This is a genomic window from Burkholderia sp. Se-20373 (assembly GCF_017104705.1).
Lineage (GTDB): Bacteria > Pseudomonadota > Gammaproteobacteria > Burkholderiales > Burkholderiaceae > Burkholderia.
Genome location: NZ_JAAGPH010000097.1, coordinates 1 through 16211 on the forward strand (window position 1 = coordinate 1; position 16211 = coordinate 16211).

General features: G+C 65.6%; 15 protein-coding genes. 7 read left to right on the forward strand and 8 right to left on the reverse strand.

The window, feature by feature from the left end:
• Positions 1 to 164: 164 nt before the first annotated feature.
• The 4 genes from G3N96_RS26300 to G3N96_RS26315 all read right to left on the reverse strand — a co-directional run bounded on the left by G3N96_RS26300 (position 165) and on the right by G3N96_RS26315 (position 2189).
• A complete protein-coding gene (locus G3N96_RS26300; RefSeq protein ID WP_206138989.1) occupies positions 165 to 881 on the reverse strand; it encodes a class I SAM-dependent methyltransferase in 717 nt (238 codons plus the stop codon).
• A gap of 103 nt (positions 882 to 984) precedes the next feature.
• The gene (locus G3N96_RS26305; protein WP_206138990.1) at positions 985 to 1281 is read right to left on the reverse strand and encodes a 4Fe-4S dicluster domain-containing protein; all 297 of its coding nucleotides are present in this window, start codon (positions 1279 to 1281) and stop codon (positions 985 to 987) included.
• Positions 1282 to 1283: 2 nt separating this feature from the next.
• Positions 1284 to 1592 carry a hypothetical protein gene (locus tag G3N96_RS26310; RefSeq protein WP_124580203.1) on the reverse strand — a complete coding sequence of 103 codons (309 nt, stop codon included), beginning with the start codon at positions 1590 to 1592 and terminating at the stop codon, positions 1284 to 1286.
• A gap of 12 nt (positions 1593 to 1604) precedes the next feature.
• Positions 1605 to 2189 (reverse strand): sigma-70 family RNA polymerase sigma factor, encoded by a 585-nt coding sequence (locus tag G3N96_RS26315; RefSeq protein ID WP_206138991.1) that lies wholly within the window; start codon positions 2187 to 2189, stop codon positions 1605 to 1607.
• Positions 2190 to 2723: 534 nt separating this feature from the next.
• Here G3N96_RS26315 and G3N96_RS26320 point away from each other — a divergent pair.
• Positions 2724 to 4553 carry a methyl-accepting chemotaxis protein gene (locus G3N96_RS26320; protein ID WP_124580199.1) on the forward strand — a complete coding sequence of 610 codons (1830 nt, stop codon included), beginning with the start codon at positions 2724 to 2726 and terminating at the stop codon, positions 4551 to 4553.
• Positions 4554 to 4602: 49 nt separating this feature from the next.
• Here the strand turns inward: G3N96_RS26320 and G3N96_RS26325 are convergent, their stop codons facing one another.
• The 3 genes from G3N96_RS26325 to G3N96_RS26335 all read right to left on the reverse strand — a co-directional run bounded on the left by G3N96_RS26325 (position 4603) and on the right by G3N96_RS26335 (position 6241).
• Complete coding sequence (locus G3N96_RS26325) at positions 4603 to 5067, reverse strand: GNAT family N-acetyltransferase (protein WP_206138992.1); 465 nt, start codon at positions 5065 to 5067, stop codon at positions 4603 to 4605.
• Positions 5068 to 5177: 110 nt separating this feature from the next.
• Positions 5178 to 5549, reverse strand: coding sequence for a nuclear transport factor 2 family protein (locus G3N96_RS26330; RefSeq protein ID WP_206139008.1), 372 nt, complete (start codon positions 5547 to 5549; stop codon positions 5178 to 5180).
• 92 nt (positions 5550 to 5641) lie between these two features.
• On the reverse strand, positions 5642 to 6241 hold the full coding sequence (locus G3N96_RS26335) for a hypothetical protein (protein ID WP_206139009.1): 600 nt from the start codon (positions 6239 to 6241) through the stop codon (positions 5642 to 5644).
• A 386-nt stretch (positions 6242 to 6627) separates the two neighbouring features.
• On the opposite strand from G3N96_RS26335, the gene G3N96_RS26340 reads away from it, so the two are divergent.
• The 3 genes from G3N96_RS26340 to G3N96_RS26350 all read left to right on the forward strand — a co-directional run bounded on the left by G3N96_RS26340 (position 6628) and on the right by G3N96_RS26350 (position 11277).
• A complete protein-coding gene (locus tag G3N96_RS26340; protein WP_206138993.1) occupies positions 6628 to 8133 on the forward strand; it encodes an aldehyde dehydrogenase in 1506 nt (501 codons plus the stop codon).
• Between the two features lie 81 nt (positions 8134 to 8214).
• Positions 8215 to 9606, forward strand: a complete 1392-nt coding sequence (locus tag G3N96_RS26345; protein WP_206138994.1) for an aspartate aminotransferase family protein — start codon at positions 8215 to 8217, stop codon at positions 9604 to 9606.
• 285 nt (positions 9607 to 9891) lie between these two features.
• Positions 9892 to 11277 carry a cytosine permease gene (locus G3N96_RS26350; RefSeq protein ID WP_206138995.1) on the forward strand — a complete coding sequence of 462 codons (1386 nt, stop codon included), beginning with the start codon at positions 9892 to 9894 and terminating at the stop codon, positions 11275 to 11277.
• Between the two features lie 48 nt (positions 11278 to 11325).
• Here the strand turns inward: G3N96_RS26350 and G3N96_RS26355 are convergent, their stop codons facing one another.
• The gene (locus G3N96_RS26355) at positions 11326 to 12345 is read right to left on the reverse strand and encodes an AraC family transcriptional regulator (RefSeq protein WP_206138996.1); all 1020 of its coding nucleotides are present in this window, start codon (positions 12343 to 12345) and stop codon (positions 11326 to 11328) included.
• Positions 12346 to 12489: 144 nt separating this feature from the next.
• On the opposite strand from G3N96_RS26355, the gene G3N96_RS26360 reads away from it, so the two are divergent.
• The 3 genes from G3N96_RS26360 to G3N96_RS26370 are packed head-to-tail and all read left to right on the forward strand — an operon-like array spanning position 12490 to position 16156.
• A complete protein-coding gene (locus tag G3N96_RS26360) occupies positions 12490 to 14157 on the forward strand; it encodes an acyl-CoA synthetase (protein ID WP_206138997.1) in 1668 nt (555 codons plus the stop codon).
• 22 nt (positions 14158 to 14179) lie between these two features.
• The gene (locus G3N96_RS26365) at positions 14180 to 14947 is read left to right on the forward strand and encodes a 3-hydroxyacyl-CoA dehydrogenase (protein WP_124580186.1); all 768 of its coding nucleotides are present in this window, start codon (positions 14180 to 14182) and stop codon (positions 14945 to 14947) included.
• 18 nt (positions 14948 to 14965) lie between these two features.
• On the forward strand, positions 14966 to 16156 hold the full coding sequence (locus tag G3N96_RS26370; RefSeq protein WP_206138998.1) for an acetyl-CoA C-acyltransferase: 1191 nt from the start codon (positions 14966 to 14968) through the stop codon (positions 16154 to 16156).
• Positions 16157 to 16211: the final 55 nt, after the last annotated feature.

Below are 16211 nucleotides of genomic sequence, written 5' to 3' on the forward strand. Positions count from 1 at the left end.
GGCAGTTCAGGCAGCGGCCCTCGGGCCGCTGCCTGACGCGCTACAGTTTGTCTCTTTTTCTTCATCGGCATATCCATGGCCTTTACACCTCATGATATGCCTCGCCCACGAAATCACGGATAGGTCCAGATCCTGTGGAGGAAACGCTTCGACGGACTCCCCACTCAGGAAACGACGACCGTAAATTCGACTCCCGATTCAAAGTCCAGGGTCGTGGTTGAAAACCTCGGGTCGTTGTCGAGGTAGTGCTTGTACGGTCGAACTGCGTCTTCCGCGGTGTACATGTTGTCGGCAAGCACGACCGATCCCGGGCGCAGCAGGCGCTCGATCTGCCTGAACAGTTTCAGATAGGCGTCGGCCCATACATCGATGAACACTATGTCGAAAGTGCCGTCCAGTTCGGCGACGGTCTCGAATACGTCACCCTCCCGCATGTCGACATAGGCATCCAGGCCCGCTGTCCGGACGTGATCGCGCAAGCGTGTGAACTTGAGCGCATCGCGTTCGGTCGCGACGACCACGCCACGGCCCAACGTGCGCAGCGCCTCGGCGAAATACAGCGTGGATACGCCGCATGAACTGCCGAGTTCAAGGATTCTGGCCGGTCGTTGCGAGAGCACCATGTTGCGCAAGAATCCGCCCGTTTCCGGCGACACGGCCAACGATAGCGGACTGCCTTCGGGGGAATCGAAGTCGTCGCTGCACAGCCCGAGCGTTTCGAGAAATCGCCCCCGCAGACGGGGCGCGATCGCTTCGTATTCCTCGGTTAGCGACAGAAAATCCTCGTTCGATCCCTGGAACTGCGCACGGGCGCGGGCGACGATTTCGGTCCGGCTCTCTTCGTGGAGCCGCTGCAGAAGAGCGATGGTGGGTGACGCCATGTGCGTTTCCTTGAAGAGATTGATTCGGTCGACGTATTCAGCGGCGGCATCTCTCATCAGAGATGCCGCGCTGTCGCTCGATATCGGTGATACGCGGAGGTTGCTATACCGTTCGGGCGAGCGTGATTGCGCGTTCGGGGCACGCCGTCACACACAGTCCACATGACCGGCATGCGGACGCATTCGGCGTATAGGCGACCTTCATTCCATGCACGCGCTGCTTCAGGCGATGCATCAGATCCAGGCCGAGGTAATCGACTTTGTCGATGCGCCGGATCTCGAACACGTGCTCAGGGCAAACCGCAACACAATCCCCTTTGCCCTCGCACCGTTTCAGATCGACGACCGGCGCAATCACCCCCGGTTTCTGTTTGCAGCCGCCCGTCGATTTGTCGGACATGTTCATTCTCCCGTGGGCCGGTGGCTGCCGGATCGCCACGCGGTCCGGAAATGCTCGCGTTCCTCGGGTGTCATGGACTCCCACTTGCGCCAGTGGCGTCGACCGCGCCAGCCGTGATGTCCGCGGAATCCGCCGAACAGGATGCGGCTCAACACGAGCAGGCCCAGCGCATGGGCGAAGTCGATCGTACGGGCGCCTACGAACAGCGCCGGCATGACCCAGTTCCATAACATCATGACGACCCATCCGAGCACGCCTATCGCGATCAACACGAGAAGCGCCTTGCCTGCACATCTGATTCGGAAATTCATCTGTCGATTCCTCTAGGTGTTATCCAGTTCGTCATAAATGGGCTGCAGTCGGGCACGCAAATGCAAGACCGCATAGCGTTTGCGAGCGAGCAGCGTATTGAGCGCGACACCGCTTTGTGCGGCCATTTCCTTGAAGGACCGGCCCTCCAGCTCGTGTGCGATAAATACCTCCCGCTGATTCGTCGGCAACTCGTCGAGCGCATCCTGCAAGGCCTTGAGCACCAGCGTGCGCGCGTAGCGTGCTTCGGGGCCGGCATCATGCGCCGGTAGCGCGAGGTCCAGGCGATACTCACCGTTTGCGTCATCGTCGACCTCGGACAGATCGGTCAGCGGCTGTTCCTTCTTCTTGCGAAAACGGTCGACGATGCGGTTGCGCGCGGCACGGAACAGCCATGCACTCGCCTGCTCGATTGGCGCAGGAAGTCGATATGCCTGTACGAAATCGTGAAACACATCCTGCAGGATGTCCTCGGCGTCGTCCGGGTCGCGAATCCGGCGCCGGATGAAATTCACTAGCCTCGATCGTTCACGCATCACCGTCGCTGTGATGTCGCGGTCTGGGTCGGTCATCGTGTGCGAAGTGGGTGGCGATTCCATGTGCCTGAAGACGTTTCAGGCGCGCGAATATTGTGGCGAGAGAAAAAAATCTGCTGCTGAACGCGTCGGCCTTGCGTAATACCCGTTACCGCCGGCCACGCGCCAAGGGGACACCCATCGTAAGCGGCCCATCCAGCACGCTTGCCAGAAAGGAATGGATACCCCGTCTCGTCCTCTTGCTTCGATACGCTGAACCGGGTGCGCTCCCGCAGTTGCCCATGAGGCAGTCGACCGGATCGCGATCCAGATAGGTCTCAACCTTCGGCGAACCGGAACATAGCAACCTTCTGCGTATCCGGACGAGCGTTGCCAGTTCTTCAAGGCTCCCTGCTACACGCCCCAGTCAGTCCGCACGGTATCCGATCTTGTCGGATCGGCTCGTCCGTCTTCCCATCCACGGTACCGTCGAACCCGTTGTCCACACTGGTCTGGCCAGTCAGGCCTTAAGTTCCCGCAGCCGCTGTCGTTAAACAGGACGTTGCCCGCTTTCGGCGACCCCATTCATATAACGCGGTAACGGAGATCGACGTCATCATGTTGTCCTCGATTCGTGCACGGATACTCGCGACCTGCGTCGCCATCGTGGTAACGGCGCTGGCCGTGACAGGCGGCCTGGTCTATTACGTCGTCAAGCAACACAACGACGAGACGATCGACCAGAATCACAAGTCGATCCTCGCCGGGCACGCGCTGGCGATCAACGAATGGGTGGCCAGCAGAGGCCGGGAAACCCAGGCACTCGCGGACACGATCGCAATCGGCGAGGGCGACCCGCTGCCGGCGCTGAAGCTGCTTGGGAAGTCGGGCGGCTTCGAAGTATTGACGCTCGGCCTGCCGGACAAGACCGCGTTCTCGAACGTGCCGCTCGCGCCCGGCTACGACCCGACAGCACGCCCGTGGTACAAGCAGGCCGTCAGCGCCGGCAGCCTGGTCGTGACGGCACTCTACCGCGATGCAACGACCGGCAAGCCGGCGGTTGCGTTCGCGGTACCCGTGGTGCGCGACGGCACGGTGAAGGGCGTGCTGGCCGCGAGCCTGTTCATGGAAAGTGTGAGCTCGATCGTGACCTCGGTACACCCGACACCCGCGAGCTTCGCATTTCTGGTGGACAAGAGCGGACGCGTGATTGCGTCGGCCAAGACCGACCTGATCATGAAGCCGGCAACCGGTCTTTCGCCGGCACTCGACGCCGACCACCTCGGCGCGCTGCAAACCGCGTCCGAGCCCGTCGCGGTCGACATCGACGGCGCCACCAAGCTGCTGCGGGCCCAGCCGATTGCCGGTACCGACTGGTCCCTCGTGCTCGCGCTCGACAAGGCCGACGTGACAGCCGGCATGCGCGCGGTCGCGACGACGACGCTGGCGGCGATCCTGATCGTGGCCGTGATCGCGGCCGCGCTCGTCGGCGCGATGACGAACGCGGCCTTCAAGCGCATCCTGCTGGTTCGCGACGCGCTGACGGATGTCTCGACCGGCAGCGGCGACCTGACGAAACGCCTGCCTGCCGACGGCGCGGACGAAGCCGCGCAGATCGCGCATGCGTTCAACCTGTTCGCCGAAAAGATCAGTACGATCCTGCTGCAGATTCGCGAGTTCAGCGAATCCGTCAACCTCGCGAGCGCGGAGATCGCGCAGGGCAACCAGGATTTGTCCGGGCGGACCGAACATGCTGCATCGAGCTTGCAGGAAACCGCCGCCGCGCTCGAGGAGATCGCCGGCACGGCCCGCAACTCGGCCGATGCCGCGAGCCAGGTGAGCCGTCTGGCGGAATCGGCGTCGGACGTCGCGGTGCGCGGCGGCACGGTCGTCAGCGAAGTCGTCTCGACGATGAACGAGATCACGCAGGCGTCGAGCGAGATCGCCAACATCGTCGGCGTGATCGACGGCATCGCGTTCCAGACCAACATTCTCGCGTTGAACGCTGCCGTCGAGGCCGCACGTGCGAACGAGCACGGCCGGGGCTTTGCGGTTGTCGCGGGCGAGGTGCGTGCGCTCGCGCAGCGCAGCGCGCAGGCCGCCAAGGAAATCAAGCAGCTGATTCACTCGTCGGTCGAGAAGATCGAGGGAGGCTCGGGACTCGTCCAGACGGCCGGCACGACGATGAACGAAATCGTCGAGGGCGTGCGCAGCATCACGAGCGTGATTGCGGAAATTACCGTCGCCGCCAAGGAGCAGAGCACGGGGATCGAGCAGGTGAATCAGGCGGTGTCGCATCTCGACAATGCGACGCAGCAGAACGCGGCGCTCGTCGAGCAGTCCGCGGCGGCCGCGACATTGCTGCGCGAGCAGGCCGCCAGGCTCGCGCAGACGGTCGGCGAGTTCAAGCTCGAGGACCGCCGCGCGATGACGTTGCAGTCAGCGTGAGAAGGGCGATACCGGGTGCGTCTGGCGGGGGTGCCGACGGACGCTGCAATCAGATCGTGATCCTCAAGATCGGGAAGAACCTGCCCGGGACGACGCTCGATTCCTTTTCGCCGATTTTTTCAGCGCCGAGCGCCAGATAGAACGGAACCGCATTGGGGTCCGCTTCGATCACGAAGCTTCTGATCCCTCTCGCGGCGCTTTCCCTGCGGACCTCTTCCCACAGTGCCCGGGCGACATCGCGGCCCATGTGGTCGGGATGGACGAACAGCCATCCGGGCGTCGGGCGATCCGATTCCGATGACGCCCGGACCCAGAACCCGATGATTGCCGCGCCGGATTCCGCAACGTATCCGATCGACCCGTCGATCGTCTCCGGCGCAATCGTGAGATCGCTCTGCCACAAGTCGAGCCAGTCCTGCGGATAGCCCCAGTGTGCCTTCGAAATGCGAGCCAGTCGCGTGAGTGCGTCCGCGTCCGCGGCACGGGCAGCGCGTACGGTGAATGCTTGGTGCATCTCGTCTCCTGTAATGGCCGCCCCCTTCGTTGGGGGTATCGCCCGGCTGGCATCGACTCGACGCCGGATTCGAACCTTGCCGACTCGAAGGAAGGCCAGGCTCGGCGCGGCTACGCGACTTGCGATGCATGCCCGGCGGCGACGCGCCAGCCGGCGGAGGATCGGCGCCAGAGCCGAGTATAGGCAAACATGCCGTCGAACGCCGTGCCGTCGAAATGGCCGGCGAGTCTCGCCTTCGTCGTGGTCAGGATCATCTCGCCGATCGCGTATGCGTGTGTTTCCTGCACATCGAGTCTGTCGAGGCGCAGCAGCCTCGCGCGATGCGCGGCCAGGTCGTCCGCCTTCGAGATGACCTGGCCGGTCGGAACGGTGAACACCAGGTCGTCGTCCAGCAACGCATCGAGCGCTTCGACATCGTTGGCCAGCATCGCGGCACGAAGCGCGATTTCACCGGGTTCGATCGCTGTACGGATTGCATCCATTTCACGGCCTCGCATCGTCTCTGAAGGGTTGTGGTTCAGGTCATACCGGCGAGCAACAGCAGCAACGAACATACCGCAGCGACGAATACCGTCTATCGCGCGTTCGACAGCGATTGGCGCCGGACGAGCATCACCGCGCAGATGCCGATCGATGCGATGACGTTGACGGCCGGATAGAACGCGACCGCGACGCTCCACGTGCTCAACGCCAGCAAGGCCAGCGCGTACTTGAGCACGCACAGCGCGAAATACGTGAGGCTCTCGCTCCACGGATCGCGGATCGTCTTGCGGACGGTCGGGCCGAGGCCGGCCAGCTCGATCAGCGTGACCAGACAGATCGAGAGCGTCGGGTCGTCGGTCAGCATCCACAGCGGAATGGCCGACAGGGCCGCGACCAGGAAAAACCAGTCGACGCGTGACCAGCCGGGTTCTCCCCGAAAGATGCTCGCCACCAGCGTCAGGAAGCAGGTAACGGCAATGGCTGCCGTGCACCACGCGGACGGCCCGGCCCCCGCGACGAACTGGCCGGCAGCCGCGATCGCCGTGACGACCGACCACACGAGCCAGGTGAACGGATGCGGGCGAACCGTGCGCCGGTAGATGGCGAGCGCATACGGAATCGCCGCCAGCAAAGACACGGCCGTTCCGATCACGCCAAAGATCGAAGCGGCGCCCTGATCGACACTTGTCATCGACGCATCCTCGTTCGTGCAGGCCGACCAGTATGTGGTCGGATGGGCTGGGGCGCAATGCCGTACCGGCCAGGGGGGGGCGCTGCAGGTGTCGCGTCGCTTTGCACGGAACGCCGACGCGATCGCACGCAAACAAACGGCACCGGGTTTGCGGCGTGGCAGGAAAACCCACTGCACGACCGCGGAATGAATAGAAATAACCTCTTCAATGAGAAGAAAAACTGTTCTTTCAAATCTCTTTTTGACGACCGACAGTTTGCCAACCGGACGACTGCGGCGATGCGCGGCGGTCATGGGCATCGGTCGTGCCCGCTGGCGTCTTTCGTCGGGTCGAGTTCAGGCGCAGAACAACGCATAAACGCCTGGTCGTCAAAACGGAGTCTCGAATGAACCCAACTTCAGCAGAAAACCATCAGCACGCGGACTGGAGACGTCTCGCGGCGCAAGTGGTCCCGAGAACACTCGCGCATATCGGCGGGCGCGGCGTGCCGGCTCGAAGCGGCCGGACGTTCGCCGCGATCGATCCGGCGACGGAGGCCGTCATCGCGGAAGTCGCGTCGTGCGATGCACCGGACATCGACGATGCTGTGCGTGCCGCGCGTCACGCGTTCGAATCCGGCGTCTGGTCACGTTGCGCGCCGGCCGAGCGCAAGCGCGTGCTGTGCCGGCTCGGCGAACTCATCGCAGCGCACGGCGTGGAGCTCGCGTTGCTCGACTCGCTCAACATGGGCAAGCGCGTGGCGGATGCGTTCAGCATCGACGTGCCCGCCGCGGGCGGCCTGTTCAGCTGGTACGGTGAAGCCGTCGACAAGCTGCATGGCGAAGTCGCGTCGACCGATCCCGGCAACCTCGCGATCGTCACGCGCGAACCGTTGGGCGTGGTCGGTGCCGTGGTGCCGTGGAATTTTCCGCTCGACATGGTCGCGTGGAAGGTGGCGCCGGCGCTGGCGGCGGGCAACAGCGTCGTGTTGAAGCCGGCGGAGCAATCGCCGCTGTCCGCGTTGCGGCTCGCGGAACTGGCGCTCGAGGCCGGCCTGCCGCCGGGCGTGCTGAACGTCGTGCCGGGCTACGGCGAAACCGCGGGGCGTGCGCTCGGGCTGCATCCCGACGTGGACGTGCTCGCCTTCACCGGATCGACGGCCGTCGGCAAGAAATTCCTCGAGTACGCCGCGCAATCGAACATGAAGCAGGTGTGGCTCGAGTGCGGCGGCAAGAGCCCGAACCTGGTCTTCGACGATACGGACGATCTCGACCTGGCCGCCCGCAAGGCGTGCTTCGGCATTTTCTTCAACCAGGGCGAGGTGTGTTCCGCCAACTCTCGGCTGCTGGTCCAGCGTTCGATTCACGATGCGTTCGTCGACCGGCTGATTGCGCACGCCGCCGCGTTCATGCCGGGCGATCCGCTCGATCCGTCGAGCGGGATGGGCGCAATCGTCGACGAGCAACAGCATCGGCGCGTGCGCGAGTGGATCGCTCGCGGCCGCGATAGTGCGACGCTCGCGATCGGCGGAGGCGCGCCGCGCGTCGACGGCAAGGGCTACTTCATCGAGCCGACGATCTTCATCGACGTGAAGCACGACGACGCCATCGCACGCGAGGAGATCTTCGGGCCGGTGCTGTCGGTGCTGGCGTTCGACACCGAGGACGAGGCCATCCGGCTCGCGAACGACTCGATTTATGGGCTGGCCGCATCGCTCTGGACCGGCAGCCTGTCGCGTGCGCACCGCGTATCCGGGCGGCTGCGTGCCGGCACGGTGTCCGTCAACACGGTCGATGCGCTGAGCGCGCAGACGCCGTTCGGCGGGTTCCGCCAGTCGGGCTTCGGCCGCGATCTTTCGCTGCATGCGATCGACAAGTACACGGGCCTCAAGACAACCTGGATCAGTTACTGATTCGACGCGGCGGCCCGCATGCGGTTGCGCCGCGCAACACGACAACGCTTTTCATCCACACAACGAACCGGAGACTCGCCCATGAATGCGCCCAACTTTCCGCATCGTACGACGCAGGACTATCAACGCAGCGACGCCGCCCATCACCTGCATGCGTTCGTCGACCAGAAGGCGCTGAACGAGGAAGGCGCGCGCGTGATGGTGCGCGGCGAAGGTATCCATCTATGGGACAACGACGGCAACCGCTACCTGGACGGCATGTCCGGGCTGTGGTGCACCAACGTCGGCTATGGGCGGCCGGAGCTGGTCGACGCCGCCGCGCGGCAGATGAAGGAACTGTCCTACTACAACATGTTCTTTCATACGACGCACCCGTCGGTGATCGAACTGTCGGAGCGGCTGTTCGCGCTGCTCGGCAATCGCTTCAGTCATGTGGTGTATACCAATTCGGGATCCGAATCGAATGAAGTGCTGATTCGCACCGTGCGGCGATTCTGGGACGTGATGGGCAAGCCGCAGAAGAAGGTGCTGATCGGCCGCGTGAACGGTTATCACGGGTCGACGGTGGGCAGCGCATCGCTGGGCGGCATGGCGTTCATGCATGAAATGGGCGACCTGCCGATTCCGAACATCACGCACGTGGACGAACCGTACTGGTACGCGAATGGCGGCGACCTGAGCCCCGAGGCATTCGGCAAGCAGGCGGCGCTGTCGCTCGAGCGCAAGATCCTCGAGATCGGCGCTGAGCGCGTGGCCGCGTTCGTCGCGGAGCCGTTCCAGGGTGCGGGCGGGATGATTTTCCCGCCGGACGGCTACTGGCAGGAAATCGAGCGCATCTGCCGCCAGTACGACGTGCTGCTCTGTGCGGATGAAGTGATCGGCGGGTTCGGCCGTACCGGTGAGTGGTTCGCGCACCGTCACTTCGGCTTCGAACCGGACCTGATCTGCATGGCCAAGGGGCTGACCTCGGGCTACGTGCCGATGGGCGGGCTGATCATGAGCCGGCGCATCGGCGATGCGCTGGTCGACAAGGGGGGGGTCTACGCGCACGGGCTGACCTATTCGGGGCACCCGGTCGCGGCCGCCGTCGCACTGGCCAATCTCGACGTGCTCGAGCGCGAGGGTCTTGTCGAGCGGACGAAGACGGATACCGGGCCGTACCTGCAGAAGGCGCTGCGCGACGCGTTCGGCAATCATCCGCTCGTCGGCGAGATCCAGGGTGTGGGCGCGGTCGGCGCGATCCAGTTCGCGAAGAACAAGGCGACGCGCGAGCGCTTTGCGAACGAGGCCGACCTGACCTGGCACAGCCGGACGGTAGGGTTCGAACTCGGCGCGATCGTGCGTTCGACGAACGGCCGACTGATCGTTGCGCCGCCGCTGGTGATCGATCACGCGCAAATCGATGAACTGGTCGACACGATGCGCAAGGCCGTGGATGCCACCGCGCGCGAAGTGCTCGGGATCGACTGCTGACGGATTGAGCGACGCGCTTCCGTCCGATGAAAGTCGGGCGGGAGCGGATCGAACCACGGGGCCCGCTGCGTGCTGCCACCGCAGCGGCAATTCGACAAGTTGAAGACCGGGCGTCGTGGCCGGTGGTCGCGATAGGGCGATGTGCCGCCGACTGCATATTGGTAAGGAATGCAAATAGTATGACCGGCGTATTCGAAGCACGCGCGTTTTTGCGCCGGCCACGTATTCCCGGTCACTTTTCAGCCCCCGAATCCACGAACATCACAACAGAAACAAGGAGACGAAATGAGTCAGGGCGAGTCCATTGCTCATCTCGAGGAAAGCACCATCCAGCCGATTCCGCTGACCGAGCGGCACGGCAGCGCGAAGGATCTGTTCACGATCTGGTTCGGGTCGAACATCATGATGCTGACGATCGTCACCGGATCGCTCGCGACCACGGTGTTCAAGCAGCCGTTCTGGTGGGCGGCGCTCGCCACGCTGGTCGGCAGCCTGGTCGGCGCGGTGTTCATGGCGTTGCATTCCGCGCAGGGGCCGCAGCTTGGCGTGCCGCAGATGATCCAGACCCGCGGGCAGTTCGGGTCGTTCGGCGCGCTGCTCGTGGTCGGGCTGGTCGTCGTGATGTACGTGGGCTTCTTCGCGTCGAACTGCGTGTTCGGCGGGCAGGCGCTGCATAGCCTGAATGCCGACATTCCGCTCGACGCGGGCGTCGCGGTGATCGGCCTGATCAGCCTGCTCGGATCGATCTACGGCTACAAGCTGATCCACGCGTATGCGCGACTCTTGAGCTGGTGCTCGGGCAGCGTGCTCGTGCTGGCGTTCGTGTGGATCATCTTCGTGCACGGACTGCCCGCCGATACGTTCTCGAAGCATTCGCTGAACCTGTCGGGCTTCCTGGGCGCGATGTCGGTCGCCGCGCTGTGGCAGATCGCCTATGCGCCTTACGTGTCGGACTATTCGCGCTACCTGCCGCCCGATACCGGGCCGCGCACGGCGTTCTGGTCGAGTTACTGGGGCTGCGTGCTCGGTTCGTTCTTCCCGATGCTGCTCGGTTGCCTGGTGGGGCTCGCGACGCCCGACGGCAATGTCGTGAGCGGCCTCACGGGCCTCACGCAAGGCATCAGCGTGCTCGTGATCGTCGTGCTGTCGTTCGGCATCGCGGCCAGCAATGCGATGGAACTGTATTGCGGCGCGCTGTCGGCCATCACCGTGCTGCAGACGCTCTTTCCGTCGTGGTCGGGCAAGGCGCGTGCGCGGGCGATCACCGCGATCGTTCTGTGCGGCATCGCGCTCGCGATCGCGCTGTTCGGGCAGGACAATTTCCTCGCCGGTTACACGAACTTCATCCTGCTGCTGCTGTACGTGCTCGTGCCGTGGACCGCGATCAATCTCGTCGACTATTACCTCGTGTGTCACGGCGAGTACGACGTCGATTCGTTCTTCAGGCAGGACGGCGGCATCTACGGACGCTTCAATACGATCGCCGTTGGCTCGTATTTCATCGGCATCGCCGCGCAGGCGCCGTTCATGGCGACCGATCTCTATACGGGAGAACTGGCAAGCCGGCTCGGCGGCGCGGACGTGTCGTGGATCGTCGGTTTGTCGCTGACGTCGCTCGTCTACTACGCGGGATGCAAGCTGTTCTCGCGGCCGCTGCAGGGTATCGCGTGAGCGTTTTCGTGTCGGTCGGGCATTCGGTGTTGACGACTGCCCGCCGCATCATTCGTTCGCCACCCCCGGCTCCCCCTCCGCCGCATGCACGTCCCGCCGGAACGCACCCGGGCTCGTGCCCGTCCATTTACGGAATGCGCGATGAAACGCGCTCGGCTCGGTGAAGCCGAGCTCGGCCGCGATCTCCGCGACGCTGAGCGCATTGCCGTGCAGCAGCGACTGGGCCAGCGCGCCGCGCAGCTCGTCCTTGATTGCCGCGAAGCTTTGCCCTTCGCTGCGCAGCCGACGCCGCAGCGTCGCGGGCGTCGTGCCGAGGCGCACGGCCAGCGTATCGAAGTCGGGCCACTCCGCGGCCGGTAGCGTCTTCAGCTGCGCGCGCGTTTTCGCGACCCAGCCCGTGTCGTGGCGGTAGCGGACGAGCAGGTTGCCGGGCGCGCCGCGCAGGAAGGTCTTCAGCGCCTGCTCGGAGCGGATCGTCGGCAGCGCGAGGTACGCGGCGTTGAATGCGAGCCGGCTGTCGGGCCGGTCGAAATGCACGGGCACGCCGAAGAACTGGTGATAGTCGCTGCGCTGGTCGGGGCTCGGGCACGCGAAGTCGATGCGCTGCAGCGGGATGCGCCGGCCGATCAGCCAGCACGCGACGCCGAGCAGGATCAGCCAGAACGTGCGGTACGCGAACGCCGGGTAGGGCGCGCCCGTCTGCGTCAGCACGATCTGCGCCTGCCCGTCGGCCACGACGAGCTCGCCATGCGGCTCGTCCAGCACCACGCGCAGGAACTGCAGCGCGCGTCGCAGCGCCTTGTCGAGCGTGCCGGCGTGCAGCACCGCGTGGCACAGCAGCGTGAAGCTGCCGCGCCGCATCGGGCGGGCGGCGAGGCCAAAGAATTCGTCGTCGAGCGCAGCGGCGATCGCGAGCCAAAGCCGGCCGTACTGCTGCGGCGTGACGGGCTCGCGCACGGCGGCCGGCAGGCCGGCGGCGCGCAGCACGGCCTCGACCGGAAGGCCTTGCCGGCGCAGGCACGCGAGCGCGTCGTCGACGAAATCCGGCGAAATCATCTGCGGCCCCATTTTCCTGCATCCTCCCGACATGGCAAAAGCGATCACGATTCTAGATTCGGTTTGTCATTGATTGCAATGTACGGGCTGTCTACTATCGAACTATCCCCGACGCGCCCCTGGCTCGCCGGCGGCCATAACGCACAGGAGACACGCATGTCTGATGGAGCTACCGCCCGCGCGGTGCCGGCCTACGCCGACGCCGTGGCCCGGTTCAGTATCGAGACCGCCGCGCAGCAACTGCACGGCGACCTGGAGCGCGGCCTGAACGCGTGCGTGGAATGCTGCGACCGCCACGCATCGGCGGACGCGATCGCGCTCGACTGGATCGATGCCGGCGGCCAGCACCATCGCTACACGTTCGCGCAGATGAAGGCGCTGTCGGCGCGCGTCGCGAACCTGCTGGTCGCGCAGGGCGTGAAGCCGGGCGACGTGGTGGCGGGCCTGTTGCCGCGCACACCTGAACTCGTCGCGACGATCCTCGGCACGTGGCGCGCGGGCGCCGTCTACCAGCCGCTGTTCACCGCATTCGGCCCGAAAGCGATCGAGCACCGGCTGCGCATGAGCGACGCGCGCCTGGTCGTGACCAACGTCGCGAATCGCGCGAAGCTCGACGAGATCGCCGATTGCCCGATCGTTGCGACGGTGCGCGAGCCGGGTGAAGCGCTGCCGGAACACGACATCGATTTCCGCGCGGCGCTCGATGCGCAGTCCGACGCGTTCGAGCCGGTGCCGCGCAAGGGCACGGACCTGTTCATGATGATGTCGACGTCGGGTACGACGGGTTTGCCGAAAGGCGTGCCGGTACCGCTGCGCGCGCTGCTCGCGTTCGGCGCATACATGCGCGACGCGGTGGACCTGCGTGCCGGCGACCGGTTCTGGAACATCGCCGATCCGGGCTGGGCATACGGCCTCTATTACGCGATCACGGGCCCGCTGCTGCTCGGCCACGCGACGACGCTCTACGAAGGCGGTTTCACGGTCGACAGCACGTACGACGTGATCGAACGCCTCGGGATCACGAGCCTCGCCGGCTCGCCGACGGCGTACCGGATGCTGATGGCGGCCGGCACGGACGCGGCGGCGCGGCTGAAGGGCAAGCTGCGCGTGGTGAGCAGCGCGGGCGAACCGTTGAATCCGGAAGTCGTGCGCTGGTTCGACGCGGCGCTCGGCGCGCCGATCTACGATCACTACGGCCAGACCGAACTCGGGATGGTCGTGAACAATCACCACGGCCTCGCGCATGCGGTCCACGCCGGGTCGGCCGGCTTGGCGATGCCCGGCTACCGCGTCGCGGTGCTCGACGACGCGAGCCGCGAGCTCGGCCCCGGCGAGCCGGGCAACCTCGCGATCGACATCGCACGCTCGCCGCTGCTGTGGTTCCACGGCTACTGGCAGCAGGACACGCCGGCGATCGCGGGCGGTTATTACCGGACCGGCGACAACGTCGAGCTGGAGCCGGACGGCACCGTGAGCTTCATCGGCCGCGCGGACGACGTGATCACGTCGTCCGGCTACCGGATCGGCCCGTTCGACGTGGAAAGCGCGCTGATCGAGCATCCGGCCGTGAGCGAAGCCGCCGTCATCGGCGTGCCCGACGCGGAGCGCACGGAGATCGTCAAGGCGTTCGTCGTGCTGTCGAAAGACTACGACGGCACGCCGGCGCTGGCCGAGGAACTGAGCCTGCACGTGAAGCGGCGGCTGTCCGCTCACGCCTATCCGCGCGCGATCGACTTCGTCGACGCGCTGCCGAAAACCCCGAGCGGCAAGATCCAGCGCTTCGTATTGCGCAAGATGGAAGCCGAGAAGGCCGCTCAACCCTGAACACAACCTGTACGGACTGCGAATGGAAATCAAGGATCGCGTTTTTCTGATCACGGGCGCCGGTTCCGGCCTCGGCGCCGCGGTGGCGCGCATGGTGGTCGCGGAAGGCGGCAAGGCCGTGCTGCTGGACGTCAACGAAGAGGCCGGTGCGGGCCTCGCGCACGAGCTTGGCACGGCCGCACGCTTCGTGAAGACCGACGTGACGAGCGAAGCCGATGGGCAGGCGGCCGTCGCCGCCGCGCGTGACGCGTTCGGCCGCATCGACGCGCTCGTCAACTGCGCGGGCGTCGCGCCGGGCGAGAAGGTGGTGGGCCGCGACGGCCCGCACTCGCTCGACCGTTTCGCACGCGCGGTGTCGATCAATCTGGTCGGCACGTTCAACATGATCCGGCTGGCCGCCGACGCGATGTCGAAGCAGGAGCCCAATGCGGAAGGCGAGCGCGGCGTGGTCGTCAACACCGCGTCGGTCGCGGCGTTCGACGGGCAGATCGGGCAGGCCGCGTATGCGGCGTCGAAGAGCGGCGTGGTGGGCATGACGCTGCCGATCGCGCGCGAACTCGCGCGGTTCGGCATTCGCGTGGTGACGGTCGCGCCGGGCATCTTCGCGACGCCGATGATGGCCGGCATGCCGCAGGACGTGCAGGACGCGCTCGGCAAGAGCGTGCCGTTCCCGCCGCGGCTCGGCCGCCCGGAAGAATTTGCGGCGCTGGTGCGCCACATCGCCGAGAACACGATGCTGAACGGCGAAGTCATCCGTCTCGATGGCGCGTTGCGCATGGCACCGCGCTGACACTGGAGGAAGCGAATCATGACGACTCAGGATCCGATCGTAATCGTGGGTATGGCGCGTACGCCGATGGGTGGCTTTCAGGGTGACCTGGCGGCCGCGAGCGCGAGCGACCTCGGCGCGGTAGCGATTCGCGCGGCGCTCGAGCGCGCGAACGTGCCGGCCGAGCGCATCGATGAAATCGTGTTCGGCTGCGTGCTGCCGGCGGGCCAGGGCCAGGCGCCGGCGCGGCAGGCCGCGCTGAAGGCCGGGCTGCCGCTCGCGGCGGGCGCGACCACGGTCAACAAGATGTGCGGCTCGGGGATGAAGGCCGCGATGTTCGCGCACGACCTGCTGCTGGCGGGCTCGGCAGGCGTGGCCGTCGCGGGCGGGATGGAGAGCATGACGAATTCGCCGTACCTGCTGCCGAAGGCGCGCGCGGGGATGCGCATGGGTCACGGGCAGGTGCTCGATCACATGTTCCTCGACGGGCTCGAGGACGCGTACGAGAAGGGCCGCCTGATGGGCACGTTCGCCGAGGATTGCGCGCAGGCGTACCAGTTCACGCGCGAGGCGCAGGATGCGTTCGCGATCGCATCGTTGACGCGCGCGCAACGGGCGATCGCCGATGGGCATTTCGTATCGGAGATCGCACCGGTGACCGTGAAGGCCGGCAAGACCGAAACGGTCGTGTCGATCGACGAACAGCCGGGCAAGGCGAAGCTCGACAAGATCCCGACGCTGAAGGCTGCGTTCCGCGATGGCGGCACGGTGACGGCCGCGAATGCGTCGTCGATCTCGGACGGCGCGGCCGCGCTCGTGATGATGCGCCGCTCGGAAGCGGAGCGCCTGGGCCTCACGCCGAAGGCCGTGATCGTCGGGCATTCGACCTACGCGGACAAGCCGGGCCTGTTCGCGACCGCGCCGATCGGCGCGCTGCGCAAGCTGTCGGAGAAGACTAGCTGGAACCTGCGCGACGTCGATCTGTTCGAGATCAACGAAGCGTTCGCGGTGGTGCCGATGGCCGCGATGCGCGACCTCGACCTGCCGCATGAAAAGGTCAACGTGCACGGCGGCGCGTGTGCGCTCGGGCATCCGATCGGGGCATCGGGGGCGCGCGTGATGGTGACGCTGCTGGCCGCGCTCGAAACGTATGGGATGAAGCGCGGCGTCGCGTCGCTGTGCATCGGCGGTGGCGAGGCGACGGCGATCGCGATCGAGCGCGTCGTGTAACGCATCGCGCGACGCATCGCGCGGCGCATCACGCGGTGTCCGCATGCGGCGGCGC